Source organism: Rhodopseudomonas julia, from assembly GCF_030813515.1.
Classification (GTDB): Bacteria; Pseudomonadota; Alphaproteobacteria; order Rhizobiales; family Afifellaceae; genus Afifella; species Afifella julia.
The window spans coordinates 863,569-881,531 of sequence record NZ_JAUSUK010000001.1 but is presented as its reverse complement, the minus strand read 5'-3'; the positions used below and the strand labels follow the sequence as shown (position 1 = coordinate 881,531).

The window sequence follows — 17,963 nt, the reverse complement described above, 5'->3', positions numbered from 1 at the left end:
TCATGACCCTCGTCGGCGCGGCGACGCCGATCCTTCTGGCGGCGCTCGGCGAGCTCGTCGTGGAAAAGAGCGGTGTGCTCAATCTCGGCCTCGAAGGCATGATGCTGATCGGCGCCGTTACCGCCTTCGGCGTGACCTTTACGACCGGCAGCGCATCGCTCGGGCTCGTCGCCGCGATGGCGGCGGGGGCCGCCGCCTCGATGATTTTTGCGTTTCTGACGCTGACCCTGACCGCCAATCAGGTCGCGACCGGGCTCGCGCTGACGATCTTCGGTATCGGCCTTTCTTCCCTCATCGGGCAGAATTTCGTCGGCCGCACGGTGAGCGGGCTCGAGCATATCTTCCCCGCCGCGCTCGCCGACGATCCGATCGGGCGCGTCCTCTTCGGCTATTCGCCGCTCGTCTACATCTCGCTGATCATGACCGTGCTCGTCGCCTGGTTTTTGCGGCGCTCGCGTGCCGGCCTCATCCTGCGGGCGATCGGGGAAAGCGACGAGGCGGCGCATTCGATCGGCTATTCGGTCATCCGCGTGCGCTATCTCGCGGTCGCCTTCGGCGGCGCCATGGCCGGGCTCGGCGGCGCCTATTACTCGCTGGTGATGACGCCGATGTGGGCCGACCGGCTGACGGCTGGGCGCGGATGGATCGCGCTGGCGCTCGTCGTCTTCGCCTCCTGGCGGCCGCTCCGGCTTTTGGGCGGCGCCTATCTCTTCGGCGCGGTGATGACGCTCGAGCTGCATGCCAAGGCCGCCGGCATCAATATCGTGCCGCCGGAATTTCTGGCGATGCTGCCTTATCTTGCGACCATCGTGGTCCTGACCTTGATTTCGATCGCGCCGTCCGGCCGCCGCAATGCGGCTCCGGCCTGTCTCGGCAAACCCTTCCGCGCCACCGGTTGAGCGCGGTTTTCTGATCCCGCACCTCGTGAACACCAGGGAGTTTTGTCAATGAGTAGAATGAATAGGCGCCAGGTCTTGGTCGGCAGCGCCGCGACCCTTGCTCTTCCCGCTCTGATCGGCCGTGCCGCGGCCCAGGACGGACCGCTCAATGTCGGTTTCGTCTATGTCGGGCCGGTCGGCGATTACGGCTGGAGCCACGCCCATGACGAGGCGCGCAAGAAGGCGCAGGAGCATTTCGGCGACAAGATCAAGACGAACTACGTCGAGAACGTCGCCGAGGGACCGGATGCGGAACGCGTCATCCGCCAGCTCGCACAGCAGGGCAACAAGCTCATCTTCACGACCTCCTTCGGCTTCATGAACCCGACGATCAAGGTCGCAAAGCAGTTTCCGGACGTGCATTTCGAGCACGCCACCGGCTACAAGACGGCCGACAATGTCGGCATCTACAATGCCCGTTTCTATGAAGGCCGCGCCGTCATCGGCACCATCGCCGGCATGATGTCGAAATCCGGCAAGGCGGGCTATGTCGGCTCCGTGCCGATCCCGGAAGTGGTGCGTGGCATCAACGCCTTCACGCTCGCCGCGCAGAAGGTCAATCCGGACTTTACCACGCAGGTCGTGTGGGTGAATTCCTGGTACGACCCGGCCAAGGAAGCCGATGCCGCCAAGGCGCTGATCGACCAGGGCTGCGATATCATCTCCCAGCACACCGATTCCCCGGCGCCGCTGCAGGCCGCCGAGCAGCGCGGCGTCTATGCCTTCGGCCAGGCCTCCAACATGATCGACTTCGCGCCGAAGGCGCATCTGACGGCGATCACCGACAATTGGGGCCCCTATTACATCGACCAGATCCAGAAACAGCTCGACGGCGAATGGGCGCCGGGCAACATCTGGTGGGGTATTGAGAAGGGTCTCGTCGGCATCGCGCCGTACAACGACATCATGCCGGCCGACGTGAAGGAAGCCGCCGACAAGGTGAAGAACGGCATCGCCTCGGGCGAGATCCATCCCTTCTCCGGCCCGATCACCGACCAGTCCGGAGAAGTGAAGGTGCCGGAAGGCGACACGATCCCGGACGAGCAGCTCCTGGGGCTCGACTGGTACGTGAAGGGCGTCCAGAGCTAAGCCAAATCTCCGGGGCGGAGGCGGTTTCCGGCCGCCTTCGCCGGCAGGCGACGCCTGCAGCTTTTGCATGAGGACGGAGCGCTGCCCTGCGCTCCGTTGCGTCCTCCCCCTGGGGAGACGGTGGCGGATGGGGACGGGTTCGCATCGAGCCCATCCGTGTGTGATTGGGAGAACGAATGGGTGCGATCGTCTGGGAATGGCTGAGCCTTGCCGTGCGCTTCGTGCACGTGATCACGGGCATCGCCTGGATCGGCTCGTCGTTCTATTTCATCGCCCTCGATCTCGGCCTGCGGCGCCGTGATGGACTGCCGGACGGCGTCACCGGCGAAGCCTGGCAGGTGCATGGCGGCGGCTTCTACCACATGCAGAAATATGCCGTGGCGCCGCATTTCATGCCGGACGAGCTCACCTGGTTCAAATGGGAGAGCTATTTCACCTTTCTCTCCGGCTTCGTGCTGCTCTGCATCGTCTATTATTTCGGCGCCGAGCTTTTCCTCATCGATCCGTCGATCGCCGACATTCCCGAATGGGGTGCGGTTCTCATCGGCCTTGCCGGTCTCGGCTCCGGCTGGCTCGCCTATGACCGGCTCTGCCGCTCGCTGCTCGGCCGCCACGACACGCTCCTCTTCGTCGTGCTCTTCGCCTTCCTGGTCGCGGCCTTCTTCTTCTTCTGCCACGTCTTTTCCGGCCGCGGCGCCTTCATCCATTGCGGCGCGCTCATCGCCACGATCATGACGGCGAACGTCTTCTTCGTGATCATTCCGAACCAGAAGATCGTGGTCGCCGACCTGAAGGCGGGGCGGGAGCCGGCCGCGCATCTCGGCAAGGCCGCGAAGCAGCGTTCGCTGCACAACAATTATCTGACGCTGCCCGTCCTCTTCTTCATGCTGTCGAACCATTATCCGCTCGCCTTCGCGACGGAATGGAACTGGCTGATCGCCATTCTGGTGCTGCCGGCGGGCGCGCTCATCCGGCATTTCTTCAACACGATGCATCGGACGGGCCGGAAGATCTGGTGGCCCTGGATCGTGGTGGCCGTGCTCGTCGCTGCGATCGTCGCGCTGTCGCGCTTTCCGGGCTACGGGCCGCAGGAGGCGGCGGCCGCCAGGATCGACAAGGATCCCGAGCTCGCTCTGATGGCCTCGATGCATTTCGACGAGGCGCAGGCGATCGTCATGGGGCATTGTTCCATGTGCCATGCCGCCGAGCCCCTGTTTGACGGGGTTCACACGGCACCGAAGGGCGTGCTCCTCGACACGCCGGAAGAGGTCGCCCGCAACTGGCAGAGGATCGAGATGCAGGCGGTGCGCTCCAAAGCCATGCCGCCGCCGGGGGTCGCCGTGATCAGCCCCGAGGAGCGGCAGACATTGGCCGCCTGGATCGGAAGCCGGACGACATGGTGAGCACGAAATCCGCCGTGCCGGGACGGGTGGACGCGATCCGCGGCCGGCTTTTGTGGTTTGAGGCCGATCCCTATCTCGCCGGCGAGCGGGAGGCCGTGCGCTATGTCGAAGACGGGCTTCTCGTTCTGAAAGACGGGCTGATCGAGGCCGTCGGCGAGGCGGGAGTGCTTTTGACGACGCTGCCGGAGAATGCCGTCATCGCCGATCATCGCCCGCATCTCGTCATGCCGGGCTTCATCGACCCGCATCTCCACATGCCGCAGACGCAGGTGATCGCCTCCTACGGCGCGCATCTTCTGGAATGGCTTGAGAAATACACGTTTGTCGAGGAGCAGAAATACGCCGATCCTGGCATTTGCGCGGCGGCCTCGACCTTCCTTCTCGACGAGCTCTTGCGCTCCGGCACGACGAGCGCCGCGGTCTATGGCTCGGTGCATCCAGAATCCGCCGACGCGCTCTTTGCCGAGGCGTTCAAGCGGAACATGCGGCTTGTCGCCGGCAAGGTGATGATGGACCGGGCCGCCCCCGCCGCGCTCCTCGACACGCCGGAGACGGGATACGAGGACTCAAAGGCGCTGATCGAGAAATGGCACGGGCGCGGCCGGCTCTCCTACGCGATCACGCCGCGCTTTGCCGTCACCTCCTCGGAAGCGCAGCTTGAGGCTGCGGGCGCGCTCGCCGCGGAATATCCTGCGATGCACATCCAGACGCATCTGTCGGAGAACACGCTCGAGATCGAAACCGTCGCCCGCGATTTTCCGTGGTCTGAGGATTATACCGCCGTCTACGAGCGCTACGGGCTGGTGCGGCCGAAGGCGTTGTTCGGCCATTGCATCCATCTCTCTAAGCGTGAACGCCAGGCGCTGGCACAGGCCGGGGCCTCCGCGATCTCGTGTCCGACCTCGAACCTTTTCCTGGGCTCCGGTCTTTTCGATCTTGCGGCCATGCGCGCGGCCGAACCGGCGGTGAAGGTCGGGGTCGCAACCGATATCGGCGGCGGCACCTCCTATTCGATGCTCCAGACGGTGTCGGAATTCTACAAGGTGCTGGCGCTCAAGGGGCAGCGGCTGACGCCGTTCGAGGCCTTTCACATGCTGACGCTCGGCAATGCCGAGGCGCTCTGCCTCGACGATCGTATCGGCACGTTCCGGCCGGGGATGGAGGCCGATGTCGTCGCCCTCGACAGTGCCGCGACACCGGCCATGCGCTGGCGCATGGAGACGGTGGAGACGCTCTTTGAAGAGCTCTTCGTGCTGATGATGTTGGGCGACGATCGCGCGGTTGCGGCGACCTATCTGGTGGGTGCGCCCGCTTACCGTTCCGAAAACGCTTAGCGGCGCTTCTTCGCCGTCGCATTCTTCGGGGTCACGTCGCGGATGCGTGCCTCGCCGGTCACATCGACCATGCCGATGCCGTGCTTTTCGCGAAGATGCTCGGTGAGAAGCCGCACATTGCGCAGATTGGCCTTGAAGTAGACGTCGCCGAGATCGCCGACGAGGGGCACGAGGCCGAGCGCGAAGTCGAAGCCGGCATTGCGCACCATCTTCGCCTTCACATCCATGTCGGCGCCGAGCTGATGGGCGCGGTAGATGAGATAGGCGGAAATGACGCCGCCCGCCGCATCGCCGATGCCGGGGATGAGGCCGATCAGCGAATCGAAGCCGAAGCGGAAGCCCGGCACGCCGAACCGCGCATCCATCATCTTCGCCAGCGATTCAAGCCGGTTGAGCTCGCGCTCGATTTCCACGGCGCTGTGCTGGCGCGAAGAGGTGCCGTCGAAGGCGGTGTCGAAGCGAGATGAAGCGGTGCGGTCCATGAAGCGATAACGCGCTCGCGTTGTGCGTGTTCCCGCGCGCGTCTTCGCTTTACGCCGTGCTCAGAACCGGTCGACGAGCTGGCCGTGCCAGATGGCGAGGCTCACCATGGCGCGGCGAAGTGCGGTGATGCCCGGCACGCGGCCGACCTTGAGGTCGGTGTAGAGGGCGAGTTCCTGCGGCACACGGCCGAGCGCCTCTTCGGCGAGGAGCTTGCCGACATAGGGCGCGAGTGCCACGCCCTGGCCGGAAAAGCCGGCGGCCGCCATGACGCCCGGCGCGATCTCACGGATGAAGGGCATGCGTGCCGGCGTGATCGAGACGACGCCGCCCCAGCCATGGGCGATCTTGATGTCTTTCAGTTGCGGATAGACGCGCAGGAAATGCGGCCGCACGAAGCTGCCGATGTCGGAGGGGATGCGCCCGGCGCTGCTTTCGCCGCCGCCGAAGAGGAGACGCCCGTCCGCCGATTTTCGCCAGTAGCAGATGACGAAATAGCTGTCGGAGGCGCATTCGCCGCCGGGCAGGACGGTGTTTTCGAGATCTCCGAGCGGTTCCGTCGCCACCATGAAGCTGTTGACGCCGACGGTGCGCCCGCGGGTGACGGCCTCGAACGGACCTGAACGGCCGTTGGTGGTGACGATGAGGCGCTCCGCTGTCACCTCGCCGGACGGCGTTTGGACACAAAAGCGCCCGTTCTCTTTCCTGTAGGAGAGGGCGGGGCTGTCTTCGAAAAGGCTGGCGCCTGCGGCTTCGGTCGCGCCGGCGAGGCCGAGGAGGAAGGCGTAAGGGTCGAGATGCCCGGCGCCTCTGTCGCGGCAGCCGCCGTAATAGGAGGGCGAGCCGACGGCCTCGGCTGCCGCCTCCCGGCTCAAAACCTCGATGTCGGGATAATCGTAGCGCTCCCGCAGCGTCTCGACGAAATGGGCGTTTTCCTTTTCGTCGGCCGGCCGGTGAAAGACGTCGATGAGGCCGTTGGTGATCTTGCAGCCGAAGCGGGCGGCAAGACTGCGCACGAGCGCTTTTGCCTCTTCGCCGACCTGCCAGAGCGCCTTGGCGCGAGCAAAGCCGTAATGCTTTTCAAGCCAGAGAATATCGCGGCGCTGGCCGGAATGGATCTGGCCGCCATTGCGCCCCGACGCGCCGTAACCGAGCCGGTCCGCCTCCAACAGCACGACCCGCGTCCCCGCTTCGGCGAGATGCAGGGCTGCGGAGAGGCCGGCGAGGCCGCCGCCGATGACGCAGATATCCGCCTCGGCCTTGCCCGAGAGCGTCTGCCTTTCGGGGCGGTCACCTGCTGTCAGATGGTACCAGGAGGGCGGGAAAGGCCGCGGCACGGCTCGCTCGAAGGTTGGAGAGGGTTAAACGCTGAGAAGGAGGTATTCACGCTCCCAGGGGCTGATCACCCCCATGAAGGTTTCGTATTCGGTTTCCTTGATGCCGCGATAGATGCTGACGAAGGCGCTGCCGAAGATTTCCACCAGTTCCGGCGTGTTCTCCAGAAGCTGGACGGCATCGAGGATGGAGCGCGGCAGGGTGAAGGGCGCGTCATAGCCCGTGCCGGTCGCCGGTTCGTCCGGTTCGAGCTTGTTGACGAGACCGAGATAGCCGCAGGCGAGCGAGGCAGCGATCGCGAGATAGGGATTGGCGTCGGAGGAGGGGACGCGGTTTTCCACGCGCCGTGCCGCGGGATCGGAGAGAGGCACGCGCAGCCCGACTGTGCGGTTGTCGTAGCCCCAGCGCATATTGATCGGCGCGGAGGTGTGCGGCGTGATGCGGCGATAGGAATTCACGAACGGTGCCATCATCGCCATGGCCCGCGGAATGTAGGTCTGCAGGCCGGCGATATAATTGAGGAATTCCTTGCTGGCGCCGCCGTCGGACGTGGAGAAGATGTTGTCTCCCGTCTCGAGGCTCACCACCGAATGGTGGATGTGCATGGCCGAGCCGGGCTCGGCGGCAATGGGCTTCGCCATGAAGGTCGCATACATCTGATGGCGCAGTGCCGCCTCGCGGATCGTGCGCTTGAACAGAAACACCTGGTCGGCGAGTTCGACGGGATCTCCGTGGCGCAGATTGATCTCCATCTGCGCCGTCCCCGCCTCATGGGCGAGGGTGTCGATCTCGAGCCCCTGGGCTTCGGAGAATTCGTAGATGTCGTCGAAGAGGGCTTCGAACTCGTTGACCGCGGAGATCGAATAGGCCTGGCGGGCGCGCTCCGTGCGCCCGGATCGTCCGACCGGCGGCTCGAGCGGATAATCCGGATCGAGATTGGGTTTGACGAGATAGAATTCGAGCTCGGGCGCCACCACCGGCTGGATGCCGGCGTCGTTGTAGAGCTGGATGACCTGCTGCAGCACCCGGCGCGGGGAAACTTCCACGGGCCGCCCGTCGCGGTGATAGGCGTTGTGGATGACATGCGCGGTCGGGTCGGACGCCCAGGGCACGACGGCGAGGGTGGAGAAATCCGGGCGGAAGATGAGATCGCCGTCCGTGATCGATTCGGCGTATTCCTCTTCGTCGCGGTCCGGATAATCGCCGGTGATGGTCTGGGTGAAGATCGCCGCCGGCAGCGTCATCGGCTTGTCGTCGAAGAATTTTCCGGTCGGCATCAGCTTGCCGCGGGCAACACCGGCCTGATCCGGCACGATGCATTCGATGTCTTCGATGGCGCGTTCCCGGCACCAGCGTCGGGCTTCTTCACTGTTGGCGACGCCGCGTCCGGGATTGGTTGCCGAAACCGGAAGCGTTACCGGGTCTCTATTCGATTCGCTCATGAACACCTCTCCTCCTTCATAGACTATGATGGAGAGAAGGCGAAGCTCGACGAAAGGGCTGCGACGCGGGCCGATGGAAAGCGGCGCGGGCGCCGCTCAATCGAAGAGGTCGAGACCGAATTTGTAGGTGAGGCCGAGAGCCGCCGTGAACTGGTTCTCGCTGCCGGCATCGGTGATCGGCGAATCCGCGGCATCGCCCACGAGATGCTCGTAGCCGGCCTGGCCGACGACCGACCAGTTCTCGGTGAAGGCGTAGCGCGCTTCGAGCGAGGCGCCGACACCCTTGATGCCGCCGTCGGGATCGAAGATCGCAAGACCCGAGGCCGCCGCCTGCGCCGGCGTGATGCCGAGATAGGTCTGCAGATATTCCGCATCGGCGAAGGAGAGCCTGGGACCGGCTGTGATTTGGAGTTTGTCGGTCGGATACGTCACGAGATTGACGCCCGTCTCGCCGACGAAGCCGTCATGGCCCGTCACGCCGCGGCGAAGCGCGAGATAGGCCTCAAGGTTGTTCCACCGATATTTGACGGCGCCGCCGAGTTCCACGGCCGTATCGACGTCGCCGATGCCGCGCAGCTTGGGATAATCGCTGTCGTCGCGTTCGCGCACGACGCGGAAGGACGGGCTGACCGAAAGTCCCTGTTCGGGCTTGCCGCCGAACTCGCCGAAAACCGGCAGGCTGAGATAATGCAGCGCCACGAAGGGCTGCGGCTGAACGGTATAATCGTCCGCACCTTCATAGGCGGGCTGGACCGAGGCGCCGGCGCCGAGCTCCAGGATGAGATCGTGGCTGCTTTTGCCTGTGGGAACCGGCGTTTCCTGCGCGGCAACGGGCGCGGCGGCGATGAATGCCGCAAGGACACCGCCTGCGAATGCGCAGATCGCGGCGCGCGGGTCGACCCGCAGCATCTTCGTCCCTCTGACGGTGGCCGATCTGTCTGTGGTGTTGCCAAGCTCTTGCATGGGACAACCGCTACCGGCTCCATAGTGCACAGCAAAGAAACGAATCGTCCGACCAGGGGCTTTTTCGGGAACCGTGGCGGTGAGGCCACGCCTCATGCCCGCCCCGGCTGTCGTGCTGCGCTCAATCGAGGGTGTTGCGGAAGCGGATAAGGGCGAGCGTGGCGATGACGCCGAGGAACACGAGGATCGGCCAGATCTCCGGCCAGACGAAAGAGAGCTCGCTGCCCTTCAGCATGATGCCGCGCACGACGCGCAGGAAATGGGTGAGCGGCAGGATATTGCCGAGGATCTGCGCCCATTCCGGCATGCCGCGGAAGGGGAACATGAAGCCCGAGAGAAGGATCGACGGCAGAAAGAAGAAGAACGTCATCTGCATCGCCTGGAGCTGCGTACGGGCGAGCGTGGAGAAGGTGTAGCCGAGCGTCACATTGGCGGCGAGGAAGATGGTGACGGCGACGAGGAGGGCGAGATAATTGCCGAGCATCGGCACGTTGAAGAGCATGAGCGCGGCGGCGAGGATGACGACGACCTGGATGAGGCCGAGGCCGATATAGGGCACGATCTTGCCGATCATGATCTCCACCGGTTTGACCGGCATGGAGAGAAGGTTCTCCATCGTGCCGCGTTCGATCTCGCGGGTGAGGGCGAGCGCCGTCATCAAGGTCGTGGTCATGGTCAGGATGGTGCCGAGAAGGCCCGGCACGATGTTGTACTGGCTGATGCCTTCCGGATTGTAGAGACGGTGGATGATGACGTCGGCACTGCGCGCCTGTGCGCTCTTTGCGCCGAGCGGGCCGCTCAAGGCGTGGGCGATGGCGCGGCTGACGATCTCCGGCATGGCGGCGAGCGCATTGGCGGAGGCGGCGGGATCGGTCGCGTCGGCTTCCACGACGACTTCGGGGGAAAGGCCACGCACGAGATCGCGCTCGAAATTCTGCGGAATGGTGAGGACGAAGGAGAGCGAGCCGTCTTCGAGCGCCTCGCGCGCCTCCGCCTCGCGGGCGAGCGGGGCGGCAATGTCGAAATAGCCGGAAGTTTCCATGCCCGCGACGATGGCGCGCGACACTGGCCCGCCGTCGAGGATGAGAACGCCCGTCGGCAGCATCTTCGGATCGGTGTTGATGGCATAGCCGAAGAGGATGAGCTGCAGGATCGGGATGCCGATGATCATCGCGAAGGTGAGCCGGTCGCGGCGCATCTGGATGACCTCTTTGAGGAGCACCGCCTTGATGCGGGAGAGCGAGATCAGGCCCATCTCATTTCTCCAGAGCCTGCGCCTGGCTCATCAGGCGGATGAAGACGTCTTCGAGCGTCGTTTCGCCCTGACGTACGGCGATGTCGTGGTCGGTTTTGACGGAATCGATCGCGGTTTTGAGGGCTTGCGCATCGGAGCCGACGACATGCACCTCGCTGCCGAAGGGCGCGACCTGTTCGACGCCGTCTGCCCCGGTCAGCGCCTTGGCGGCCGCCGGCGCGCCTTTGCCGCTCAAGATGAAGGTGGTGAGCTTCGACTGGTCGATGATCTCTGAGACCGTACCGCGCGCCACGATCGTGCCGTAGGCGATGTAGACGATGCGGTGGCAGCGCTCCGCCTCGTCCATGTAATGGGTGGAGACGAGGACGGTGAGGCCGAGTTCGGCGAGCTCGTGGATCTCGTCCCAGAATTCGCGCCGCGCCTTCGGATCGACGCCCGCCGTCGGCTCGTCGAGGAGAAGGAGCTCCGGCTTGTGCATGGTGCAGGCAGCAAGCGCCAGACGCTGCTTCCAGCCGCCGGACAACGTGCCCGCGAGCTGGCCGCGCCTCGAAGCGAGGCCGAGGCGGTCGAGCGTGTCTTTCGCCGCCTTGCGCACATTCTTCATACCGTAGAGGCGGGCGACGAAGACGAGGTTTTCCTCGATCGTCAGGTCTTCGTAGAGCGAGAAGCGCTGCGTCATATAGCCGACGCGCCGCTTGATCTCCTCCGCTTGTGTCAGGATGTCGTAGCCAAGGCAGGTGCCGCTGCCGCCATCGGGGTGCAAAAGCCCGCAGATCATGCGGATGGTCGTGGTCTTGCCGGAGCCGTTCGGGCCGAGAAAGCCGACGATCTCGCCGCGCGCGATCTCAAGGTCGATGTCCTTGACGACCGCTTTGCCGCCGAAACGCTTGGTCAGATTTTCGACCTCGATGACGGGGGGCCGATCGCTTTGGCTGGTGCCCGACCTCATGATCCGGGCTCCGCGGCGACGAGGCGCACATCGACCGGCTGCCCGACGCGCAGATCCCCGGTCTTGCCGATGGGCCGCGCCTCGGCGCGGAAGAGAAGTTTGTCGCGGCGTTTTTCCGAAAAGATCACCGGCGGCGTGAATTCCGCTTCCGCCGAGATGCGCGTCACCCGGGCCGTGAGACCGGCCGGGCAATTGTCGCAGGAGATGGCGATTTCGGCATTGTGCGGCAGCTGCGCGAGCTGCGGTTCCGGCACGAAGAAGACGATCTTGCGTTCGCTCTCCGGCAGAAGAGAGAGCACGGGCTCGCCCGCTGCGACGACCTCGCCCGGGCGATAATAGACATCGTCGATGAGGCCCGCTTCCGGGGCGCGGACATTCGTCTTCGCAAGCTTGGTCTTGGCCTGCGTGACGCCGGCGCGCGCCGCCTCGACCTGGCGTTCCGCCGTCTCGATCTGGGCTTTGCGGGCCGGCAGCGTGGCGACGTCCTTCTGGCGCCGGGCCTCGGCAAGTTGCGCTTCGGCGACGGACAGGGTTTCGCTCGCCTGATCGAGGCGCGCCTTGGCGATGACGCCGCGTTGAAAGAGGTCTTGCTGGCGCTGAAACTCCTTTTCCGCCTGATCGCGGGAGGCGCGCGCCCTGTCGATCTGCGCCTCGATGACGGAAAGTTCGACGGGGCGCTGCCCCTCGCGGCGGTCGGCGAGTTCGGCCTCGGCAGCGGCGAGTTCCGCCTCCGACTGGCGCAACTCCGCTTCGATCGTCTGGCGGTCGAGGGTGAAAAGGAGGGCGCCGGCCTCAACGTCCGCCCCTTCCTGGACCTTTATTTCGGCAAGCCGTCCGGCGATTTCCGGCGCGGCATAGACGAAGTCGCCTTCCACATAGCCTTGCAGGGAAGGCGCATCGGCTTCGCCGGCACGCCCGCAGGCGGACAGGGCCGCGACAGCCGCAAGGATGACGAAAAGGACGCCGGCGATACGCATCTCATGCCTCCGCCTTGCGGCCGCGCAGGTCCGCCACGACGAGATGAAGATGCGTCCGGAGCATCGCTTTGATCTCGTCGAGCAGCGGCGGGGTATACCGGTCGGCCTCCAGCCGGCGCAGAACCACGGCCTCGGCGACGCGCAGAAAAATGCCCTGGCCGATGAGAAGAAACGTTCTGAGACGCACGGCTTCGCTGTCGGGATCGAGGCCCGTGGCGACGCCGAAATTGAGGCAGACCGTGCGGTGCATGCGCTCCATCACCTGCGCGTAGATGATGTCGAAGGCGGCCGTCGGGCTCATTTGTTCGCGCAACACGAAGCGGGCGACGCGGCGCATGTCCTCATTGCCGACGATGACGTCGATGATCGTATCGAAGGCGAGCTCCAGGCGGGCAAGCGCGTCTTGCGGGTTTGCGGGAGGGGCTGCGTCGACGATCTGTGGCGCGCGTTCCGCAATCCGGCTCCCCATAATCTCTGCGACATGGCCGGCGACGGCGAGATAGAGCTCCTCCTTGCCGCCGAAGTGATAGGAGATCGCGGCCACATTGGCCTTGGCGAGCTTGGCGACATCGCGCACAGAGGCGGCGTGCAGGCCGCGTTCGCCGAACAACTCCAAAGCGGCATCGAGAATGCGCTCGCGCGTCGTGTCGCCCGGCACATTGGCCGGGCTCGCCGGGGAGCGTCGCGGCGTTGCCCGATCTTCGGTCGCACCGTCGGCTGTCTCCGCTCGCTTCGATCGGCGAGCTGCGTCTTCGGGCTGTGACAGGGGGCTTCGGCTCATGAATAAGGACTTTCTCGCCTTCGATCCGGATGCGATCATCAGCCAAACGTTCGTTTAAGTCAAACGTTCGTTTTAATGTCGAGATATGGCTGCGCAGGCGTCCGCGACATGCTAGGCGAAGCCCGTGAGGCGGCGGTCCCGTCGCCCGGGAGCGGGATGTGACTTACGAGGAATTCAACGCTTTCTGTGGCGCGCTGCCGGCAACGACCCACGTCGTGCAATGGGGAGGGGCCGATGTCTGGAAGGTCGGCGGCAAGGTTTTTGCGATCGGCGGCTGGCACGACGACCAGCCGGCCTTCACCTTCAAGACGACCGAGATCTCGTTTGAGATTTTGAAGGATGAGCCGGGACTGCGTCCGGCGCCTTATCTCGCCTCACGCGGCCTCACCTGGATCCAGGATTTTTCACAAGGCCTCTCCGACGAAGACCTCCGCGCCTATCTGCGCGCCTCTCACCGTCTGGTGGCGAAGGGGCTTTCGAAGAAAAAGCAAAAGGAGCTGGGCCTCGACCGAGAGGATGGGTAAACGCCGCGCTCGTTGAGGGCCTCATAAGAAAAGGGCACGATCGCTGCCGATCGTGCCCTTCCCGAGATCGTCGCGGCTCCGCACTTCGGGTTGCGAAGCCGCGAGATTGGACCGGGCGCTAGTTCCGCGGCCCCTCGACATTGCCGGGGACCTCGAAGCGGTCGGCCTCCATCACCTTCGTCCAGGCGGCGACGAAGTCCTTCACGAACTTCTCCTGGCTGTCGGCGCAGGCATAGACCTCGGCGAGTGCACGCAACTGCGAATGCGAGCCGAACATGAGGTCGACGCGCGTTGCCTGCCATTTGACCTCGCCGGTCTTGCGGTCGCGCCCCTCATAGGTGCCGTCGGCAATTGGCTGCCATTGCGTCGCCATGGTGAGGAGATTGACGAAGAAATCGTTCGTCAACGTGCCCGGCCGGTGGGTAAGGACGCCGTGCGGCGCGTTCTGATAGTTCGCGCCGAGAACGCGCATGCCGCCGAGGAGCGCCGTCATTTCCGGCGCGGTGAGCGTCAGAAGCTCTGCGCGGTCGACCATCGCCTCTTCCGGGCGCATGAACTGCCGCCCGCTCAGGTAATTGCGGAAAGCGTCGGCACGCGGCTCCAGGGCGCCAAAGGAATCGACGTCCGTGTCGTCCTGGCTCGCATCCATACGGCCCGGCGTGAAGGGCACGGCGACATCGACACCCGCATCCCTCGCAGCCTTTTCGACGGCCGCTGCGCCGCCGAGCACGATGAGATCGGCAAGCGACACCTTCTTCCCGCCGACCTGAGCGTTGTTGAAGTCCGCCTGGATCCCCTCAAGCGTCTGAAGCGCTCTGGCGAGCTTCTCCGGCTCGTTGACCTCCCAGTCTTTCTGGGGGGCGAGACGGATGCGCGCGCCATTGGCACCGCCGCGCTTGTCGGAGCCGCGGAAGGTCGAGGCCGACGCCCAGGCCGTTGAAACGAGCTCGGAGACCGACAGGCCGGAAGCGAGGATCGTCTCTTTGAGGCGGGCGATGTCCTGATCGCTGACCAGCTCATGGTCGACGGGCGGGATCGGATCCTGCCACAGCAGCGTCTCTTGCGGCACGAGCGGGCCGAGATAGCGCACCTTCGGACCCATATCGCGATGGGTGAGCTTGAACCAGGCGCGCGCGAAGGCATCGGCGAAGGCGTCGAAGTTCTCGTGGAAGCGCCGCGAGATCTTTTCGTATTCCGGGTCGAAGCGGAGCGCGAGGTCCGTCGTCAGCATCGTCGGCTTGCGGAAGCGGCTCGGATCGTGCGCGTAGGGGATCTCCGCCGGAGCATCCTTGGCGACCCATTGATAGGCGCCCGCCGGGCTCTTCTCCAATTCCCATTCGAAGCCGAAGAGGTTGTCGAAGAAGTAGTTGCTCCACTGCGTCGGGGTCTGCGTCCAGGTGACCTCAGGGCCGCCGGTGATGGCGTCGTCGCCGAAGCCCGTGCCGTGACCGCTCTTCCAGCCGAGGCCCTGATCTTCGACCGCCGCCCCTTCCGGATCTGGACCGAGAAGCGAGGGGTCGCCCGCGCCATGCGTCTTGCCGAAGGAATGACCGCCGGCGATGAGCGCCACGGTCTCTTCGTCGTTCATCGCCATGCGGTAGAAGGTTTCGCGGATATCTTTCGCCGCGGCGACCGGATCTGGCTTGCCGTTCGGGCCTTCCGGATTGACGTAGATGAGGCCCATCTGCACGGCGGCGAGCGGCTCTTCGAGCTGGCGCTCGCCGGAGTAGCGCTCGTCGCCGAGCCAGGTGCCTTCAGGTCCCCAATAGAGCTCTTCCGGCTCCCACACATCGACGCGGCCGCCGGCAAAGCCGAAGGTTTTGAAGCCCATGGTTTCGAGCGCGACGTTGCCTGCGAGCACCATCAGATCGGCCCAGGAGATCTTGCGGCCGTATTTCTGCTTCACGGGCCAGAGAAGCCGGCGCGCCTTGTCCAGATTGGCGTTGTCGGGCCAGGAATTCAAAGGCGCGAAGCGCTGCTGGCCGGCGCCGGCGCCGCCGCGCCCGTCCGTGATGCGGTAGGTGCCGGCCGAGTGCCAGGCCATGCGGATCATCAAGCCGCCGTAATGGCCGAAATCGGCGGGCCACCACTCCTGCGAATCCGTCATGAGCTGCTTCAGGTCCTCGATGACGGCGTTGATGTCGAGGCTCTGGAATTCTTTCGCATAGTCGAAGTCCTTGTCCATCGGATCGGACAAGTCGGAGTTGCGGTGCAGCGTCGAGATGTCGAGCTGCTCGGGCCACCATTCGCTATTGCGGGCACCGCGTTTCCCGCCACTGAACGGGCATCCGCCGGAACCGTCGTCTACTTTCGCATCCATGAGTGCCTCCTTGGACGTTTCTATCATGGGCTGAAATTATCCGCCGTCGGGCGATAGGTGAAGCCTTCTTTTTATAATCGCTCTAATAAGAAATGCTGATGACGCGCCAACTTTGCGCCGTCGTGGTGTTCCTCGCCGCTGTTCAGGGGCAGGCGAGGATGGCATACGGCGGCTTGGGGCTGGCGCGTCAAACGAAACGGCCGTCGCGGCATGCCGCGACGGCCGTCGAAAAGAGATGGGTCAGGCCGAGGGTCAGGAGAGGCATTGCGCCTTCGCCCTTTGAGGGCCCGGCCGCGCCTGTCCGCAGGCTCCGGCCCGCGCAAAGCGCGTTGCCAGAAAAACCCGTCTAGCGCTGCTTCACCACGATCGGCACGAGCAGGTCGCCCCAGAAGCCGTCTTCGGAATGATGGCGGGCGGTGCGCTGCAGTTCGACCGAAAGGCCGGCATCGACGCAGCCGATTACGGCCTGATTCAGCCGGTGCAGTTCGTTGGCGAGCACGCGGATGGCCGCCTGCTGCGCGTCAGTCATTTCGGACGAAAGCGCTTCGGCGCGCTCCTTCACCGGCGGTTTGGTCAACATCGTCTCCACTTTCTTTGCGCGCCCAGTTCGGTCGCCGGGCTCAATTGCGACCGCGGGAGAGGATCGCTCTCCCGCGGCCTTTAGGTTGCGCGTCTTCTGACCGGAAAATCAACCCGGTCACGCCGCGCGCGTTTGGGCCTTCTCCTCCCCGGAGTGGAACTGGGCGGATTCCGTTGATTCACCCATAGCTGTGGTCGACGACAGGCCGCCCGTGATTGCCATCGACACGGCGTCGAAATAGCCGGTGCCGACTTCGCGCTGGTGGCGGGTCGCCGTGTAGCCGACGGATTCCGCTGCGAATTCGGCCTGCTGCAGCTCCGAATAGGCCGCCATCTGGCGATCCTTGTAGCCGCGGGCGAGCTCGAACATGCCGAAGTTCAGCTGGTGGAAGCCGGCGAGCGTGATGAACTGGAACTTGTAGCCCATCGCACCGAGCTCGCGCTGGAACTTGGCGATGGTCGCCTTGTCGAGGTTCTTCTCCCAGTTGAACGAGGGCGAGCAATTGTAGGCCAGCATCTTGCCCGGATGCGCCTTGTGCACGCCTTCCGCGAAGCGCTTCGCCTGTTCGAGGTCGGGCTTTGACGTCTCGCACCAGATGAGGTCGCAGTAAGGGGCGTAGGCGACGGCGCGGGCGATGCAGGGCTCGAGCCCGTTCTGCACCCGGTAGAAGCCTTCCGCCGTACGTCCGGCGTCGTAATCGACGAAGGGACGATCGCGCTCGTCGATGTCGGAGGTGAGAAGCTTCGCCGCTTCCGCATCCGTGCGGGCGATGACGAGGCTCGGCACGCCGCAGACATCGGCCGCAAGACGCGCCGCCGTCAGGTTGCGGATATGCGCCGCCGTCGGGATCAGGACCTTGCCGCCGAGATGGCCGCACTTCTTTTCAGAGGCGAGCTGATCTTCGAAATGCACGCCGGCCGCACCCGCTTCGATATAGGCCTTCATGATCTCGAAGGCGTTGAGCGGGCCGCCGAAACCGGCTTCCGCGTCGGCGACGATCGGGGCGTACCAGGTGTCGACCGACTGCTTGCCTTCGGACGTCTCGATCTGGTCGGCGCGCTGGAAGGTGCGGTTGATCTTGCGGGCGAGCTCCGGGCCGGAATTGGCCGGGTAGAGCGACTGGTCGGGATACATGGCGCCAGCGACGTTGGCGTCGGCCGCGACCTGCCAGCCGGAGAGGTAGATGGCTTTCAGGCCTGCACGCACCATCTGCATGGCCTGGTTGCCGGAGAGCGCGCCGAGAGCATTGACGAAGTCGTCTTCATGGAGAAGCTTCCACAACCGGTTGGCGCCGTGCTCGGCCACCGAATACTCGATCTTCAGAGAGCCGCGCAGCCGCTTCACGTCTTCTGCGGTATAGGGCCGCTCGATCCCGTCATAGCGATCACCTGGAGCGCTCGGAAGAAGGCTCTGAAAATCGGTCATGTCAATCTCCTTACTAGACTTCTTGTATCTGTTCCCGTCTTTGTGAGCCTCATTTACAATGCGGCGCACAAAACGCCAGGGCAAAAAGCCGGAAAGTCGCGCCAAACGGGTGAAATTGTAAGGACTGCACTCGAGATTTTGTTGAGTTTGTAAAATATTTACAAGAGA

Annotated in this window: 16 protein-coding genes; 5 read left to right on the top strand and 11 right to left on the bottom strand. The window is 64.5% G+C overall.

Annotated features, from left to right (window positions below; genetic code table 11):
- Nucleotides 1-2: 2 nt before the first annotated feature.
- The 4 genes from J2R99_RS04115 to guaD all read left to right on the top strand — a co-directional run bounded on the left by J2R99_RS04115 (nt 3) and on the right by guaD (nt 4,764).
- Nucleotides 3-899: an ABC transporter permease gene (locus J2R99_RS04115; RefSeq protein WP_307154134.1), complete on the top strand. Its 897-nt coding sequence runs from the start codon at nt 3-5 to the stop codon at nt 897-899.
- Nucleotides 900-956: 57 nt separating this feature from the next.
- Nucleotides 957-2,027, top strand: coding sequence for a BMP family ABC transporter substrate-binding protein (locus J2R99_RS04110; protein WP_307154133.1), 1,071 nt, complete (start codon nt 957-959; stop codon nt 2,025-2,027).
- A 176-nt stretch (nt 2,028-2,203) separates the two neighbouring features.
- Entirely contained in the window at nt 2,204-3,430 is a 1,227-nt protein-coding gene (locus J2R99_RS04105; RefSeq protein ID WP_307153208.1) for a urate hydroxylase PuuD, read from the top strand.
- Complete coding sequence (gene guaD / locus J2R99_RS04100; RefSeq protein WP_307153207.1) at nt 3,424-4,764, top strand: guanine deaminase; 1,341 nt, start codon at nt 3,424-3,426, stop codon at nt 4,762-4,764. Before J2R99_RS04105 ends, guaD begins: the two co-directional genes overlap by 7 nt.
- Here the strand turns inward: guaD and J2R99_RS04095 are convergent.
- From J2R99_RS04095 to J2R99_RS04060, 8 genes are all read right to left on the bottom strand, one after another.
- On the bottom strand, nt 4,761-5,246 hold the full coding sequence (locus J2R99_RS04095; protein ID WP_307153206.1) for a DUF4112 domain-containing protein: 486 nt from the start codon (nt 5,244-5,246) through the stop codon (nt 4,761-4,763). The two genes, guaD and J2R99_RS04095, sit on opposite strands and share 4 nt — an antisense overlap.
- A gap of 60 nt (nt 5,247-5,306) precedes the next feature.
- The gene (locus J2R99_RS04090) at nt 5,307-6,581 is read right to left on the bottom strand and encodes an NAD(P)/FAD-dependent oxidoreductase (RefSeq protein WP_307153205.1); all 1,275 of its coding nucleotides are present in this window, start codon (nt 6,579-6,581) and stop codon (nt 5,307-5,309) included.
- A 24-nt stretch (nt 6,582-6,605) separates the two neighbouring features.
- Nucleotides 6,606-8,021 (bottom strand): glutamine synthetase family protein, encoded by a 1,416-nt coding sequence (locus tag J2R99_RS04085; RefSeq protein WP_307153204.1) that lies wholly within the window; start codon nt 8,019-8,021, stop codon nt 6,606-6,608.
- Nucleotides 8,022-8,117: 96 nt separating this feature from the next.
- Nucleotides 8,118-8,930: a MipA/OmpV family protein gene (locus J2R99_RS04080; protein ID WP_307153203.1), complete on the bottom strand. Its 813-nt coding sequence runs from the start codon at nt 8,928-8,930 to the stop codon at nt 8,118-8,120.
- A 175-nt stretch (nt 8,931-9,105) separates the two neighbouring features.
- Nucleotides 9,106-10,239: an ABC transporter permease gene (locus tag J2R99_RS04075; RefSeq protein WP_307153202.1), complete on the bottom strand. Its 1,134-nt coding sequence runs from the start codon at nt 10,237-10,239 to the stop codon at nt 9,106-9,108.
- Between the two features lies 1 nt (nt 10,240).
- The gene (locus tag J2R99_RS04070; RefSeq protein ID WP_307153201.1) at nt 10,241-11,188 is read right to left on the bottom strand and encodes an ABC transporter ATP-binding protein; all 948 of its coding nucleotides are present in this window, start codon (nt 11,186-11,188) and stop codon (nt 10,241-10,243) included.
- Entirely contained in the window at nt 11,185-12,165 is a 981-nt protein-coding gene (locus tag J2R99_RS04065) for an HlyD family secretion protein (protein ID WP_307153200.1), read from the bottom strand. The genes J2R99_RS04070 and J2R99_RS04065 overlap by 4 nt, the downstream gene beginning before the upstream one ends.
- A gap of 1 nt (nt 12,166) precedes the next feature.
- A complete protein-coding gene (locus J2R99_RS04060) occupies nt 12,167-12,946 on the bottom strand; it encodes a CerR family C-terminal domain-containing protein (RefSeq protein WP_307153199.1) in 780 nt (259 codons plus the stop codon).
- 158 nt (nt 12,947-13,104) lie between these two features.
- Between J2R99_RS04060 and J2R99_RS04055 the strand changes: the two genes are divergently transcribed.
- The gene (locus J2R99_RS04055) at nt 13,105-13,470 is read left to right on the top strand and encodes an MmcQ/YjbR family DNA-binding protein (protein ID WP_307153198.1); all 366 of its coding nucleotides are present in this window, start codon (nt 13,105-13,107) and stop codon (nt 13,468-13,470) included.
- A gap of 118 nt (nt 13,471-13,588) precedes the next feature.
- Here J2R99_RS04055 and katG read toward each other — a convergent pair whose 3' ends face one another.
- The 3 genes from katG to aceA all read right to left on the bottom strand — a co-directional run bounded on the left by katG (nt 13,589) and on the right by aceA (nt 17,795).
- Complete coding sequence (gene katG / locus J2R99_RS04050; protein ID WP_307153197.1) at nt 13,589-15,790, bottom strand: catalase/peroxidase HPI; 2,202 nt, start codon at nt 15,788-15,790, stop codon at nt 13,589-13,591.
- Between the two features lie 346 nt (nt 15,791-16,136).
- Entirely contained in the window at nt 16,137-16,370 is a 234-nt protein-coding gene (locus J2R99_RS04045; RefSeq protein WP_092809024.1) for an SMc00767 family acetate metabolism repressor, read from the bottom strand.
- Nucleotides 16,371-16,487: 117 nt separating this feature from the next.
- Complete coding sequence (gene aceA, locus J2R99_RS04040; RefSeq protein WP_307153196.1) at nt 16,488-17,795, bottom strand: isocitrate lyase; 1,308 nt, start codon at nt 17,793-17,795, stop codon at nt 16,488-16,490.
- Nucleotides 17,796-17,963 lie beyond the last annotated feature (168 nt).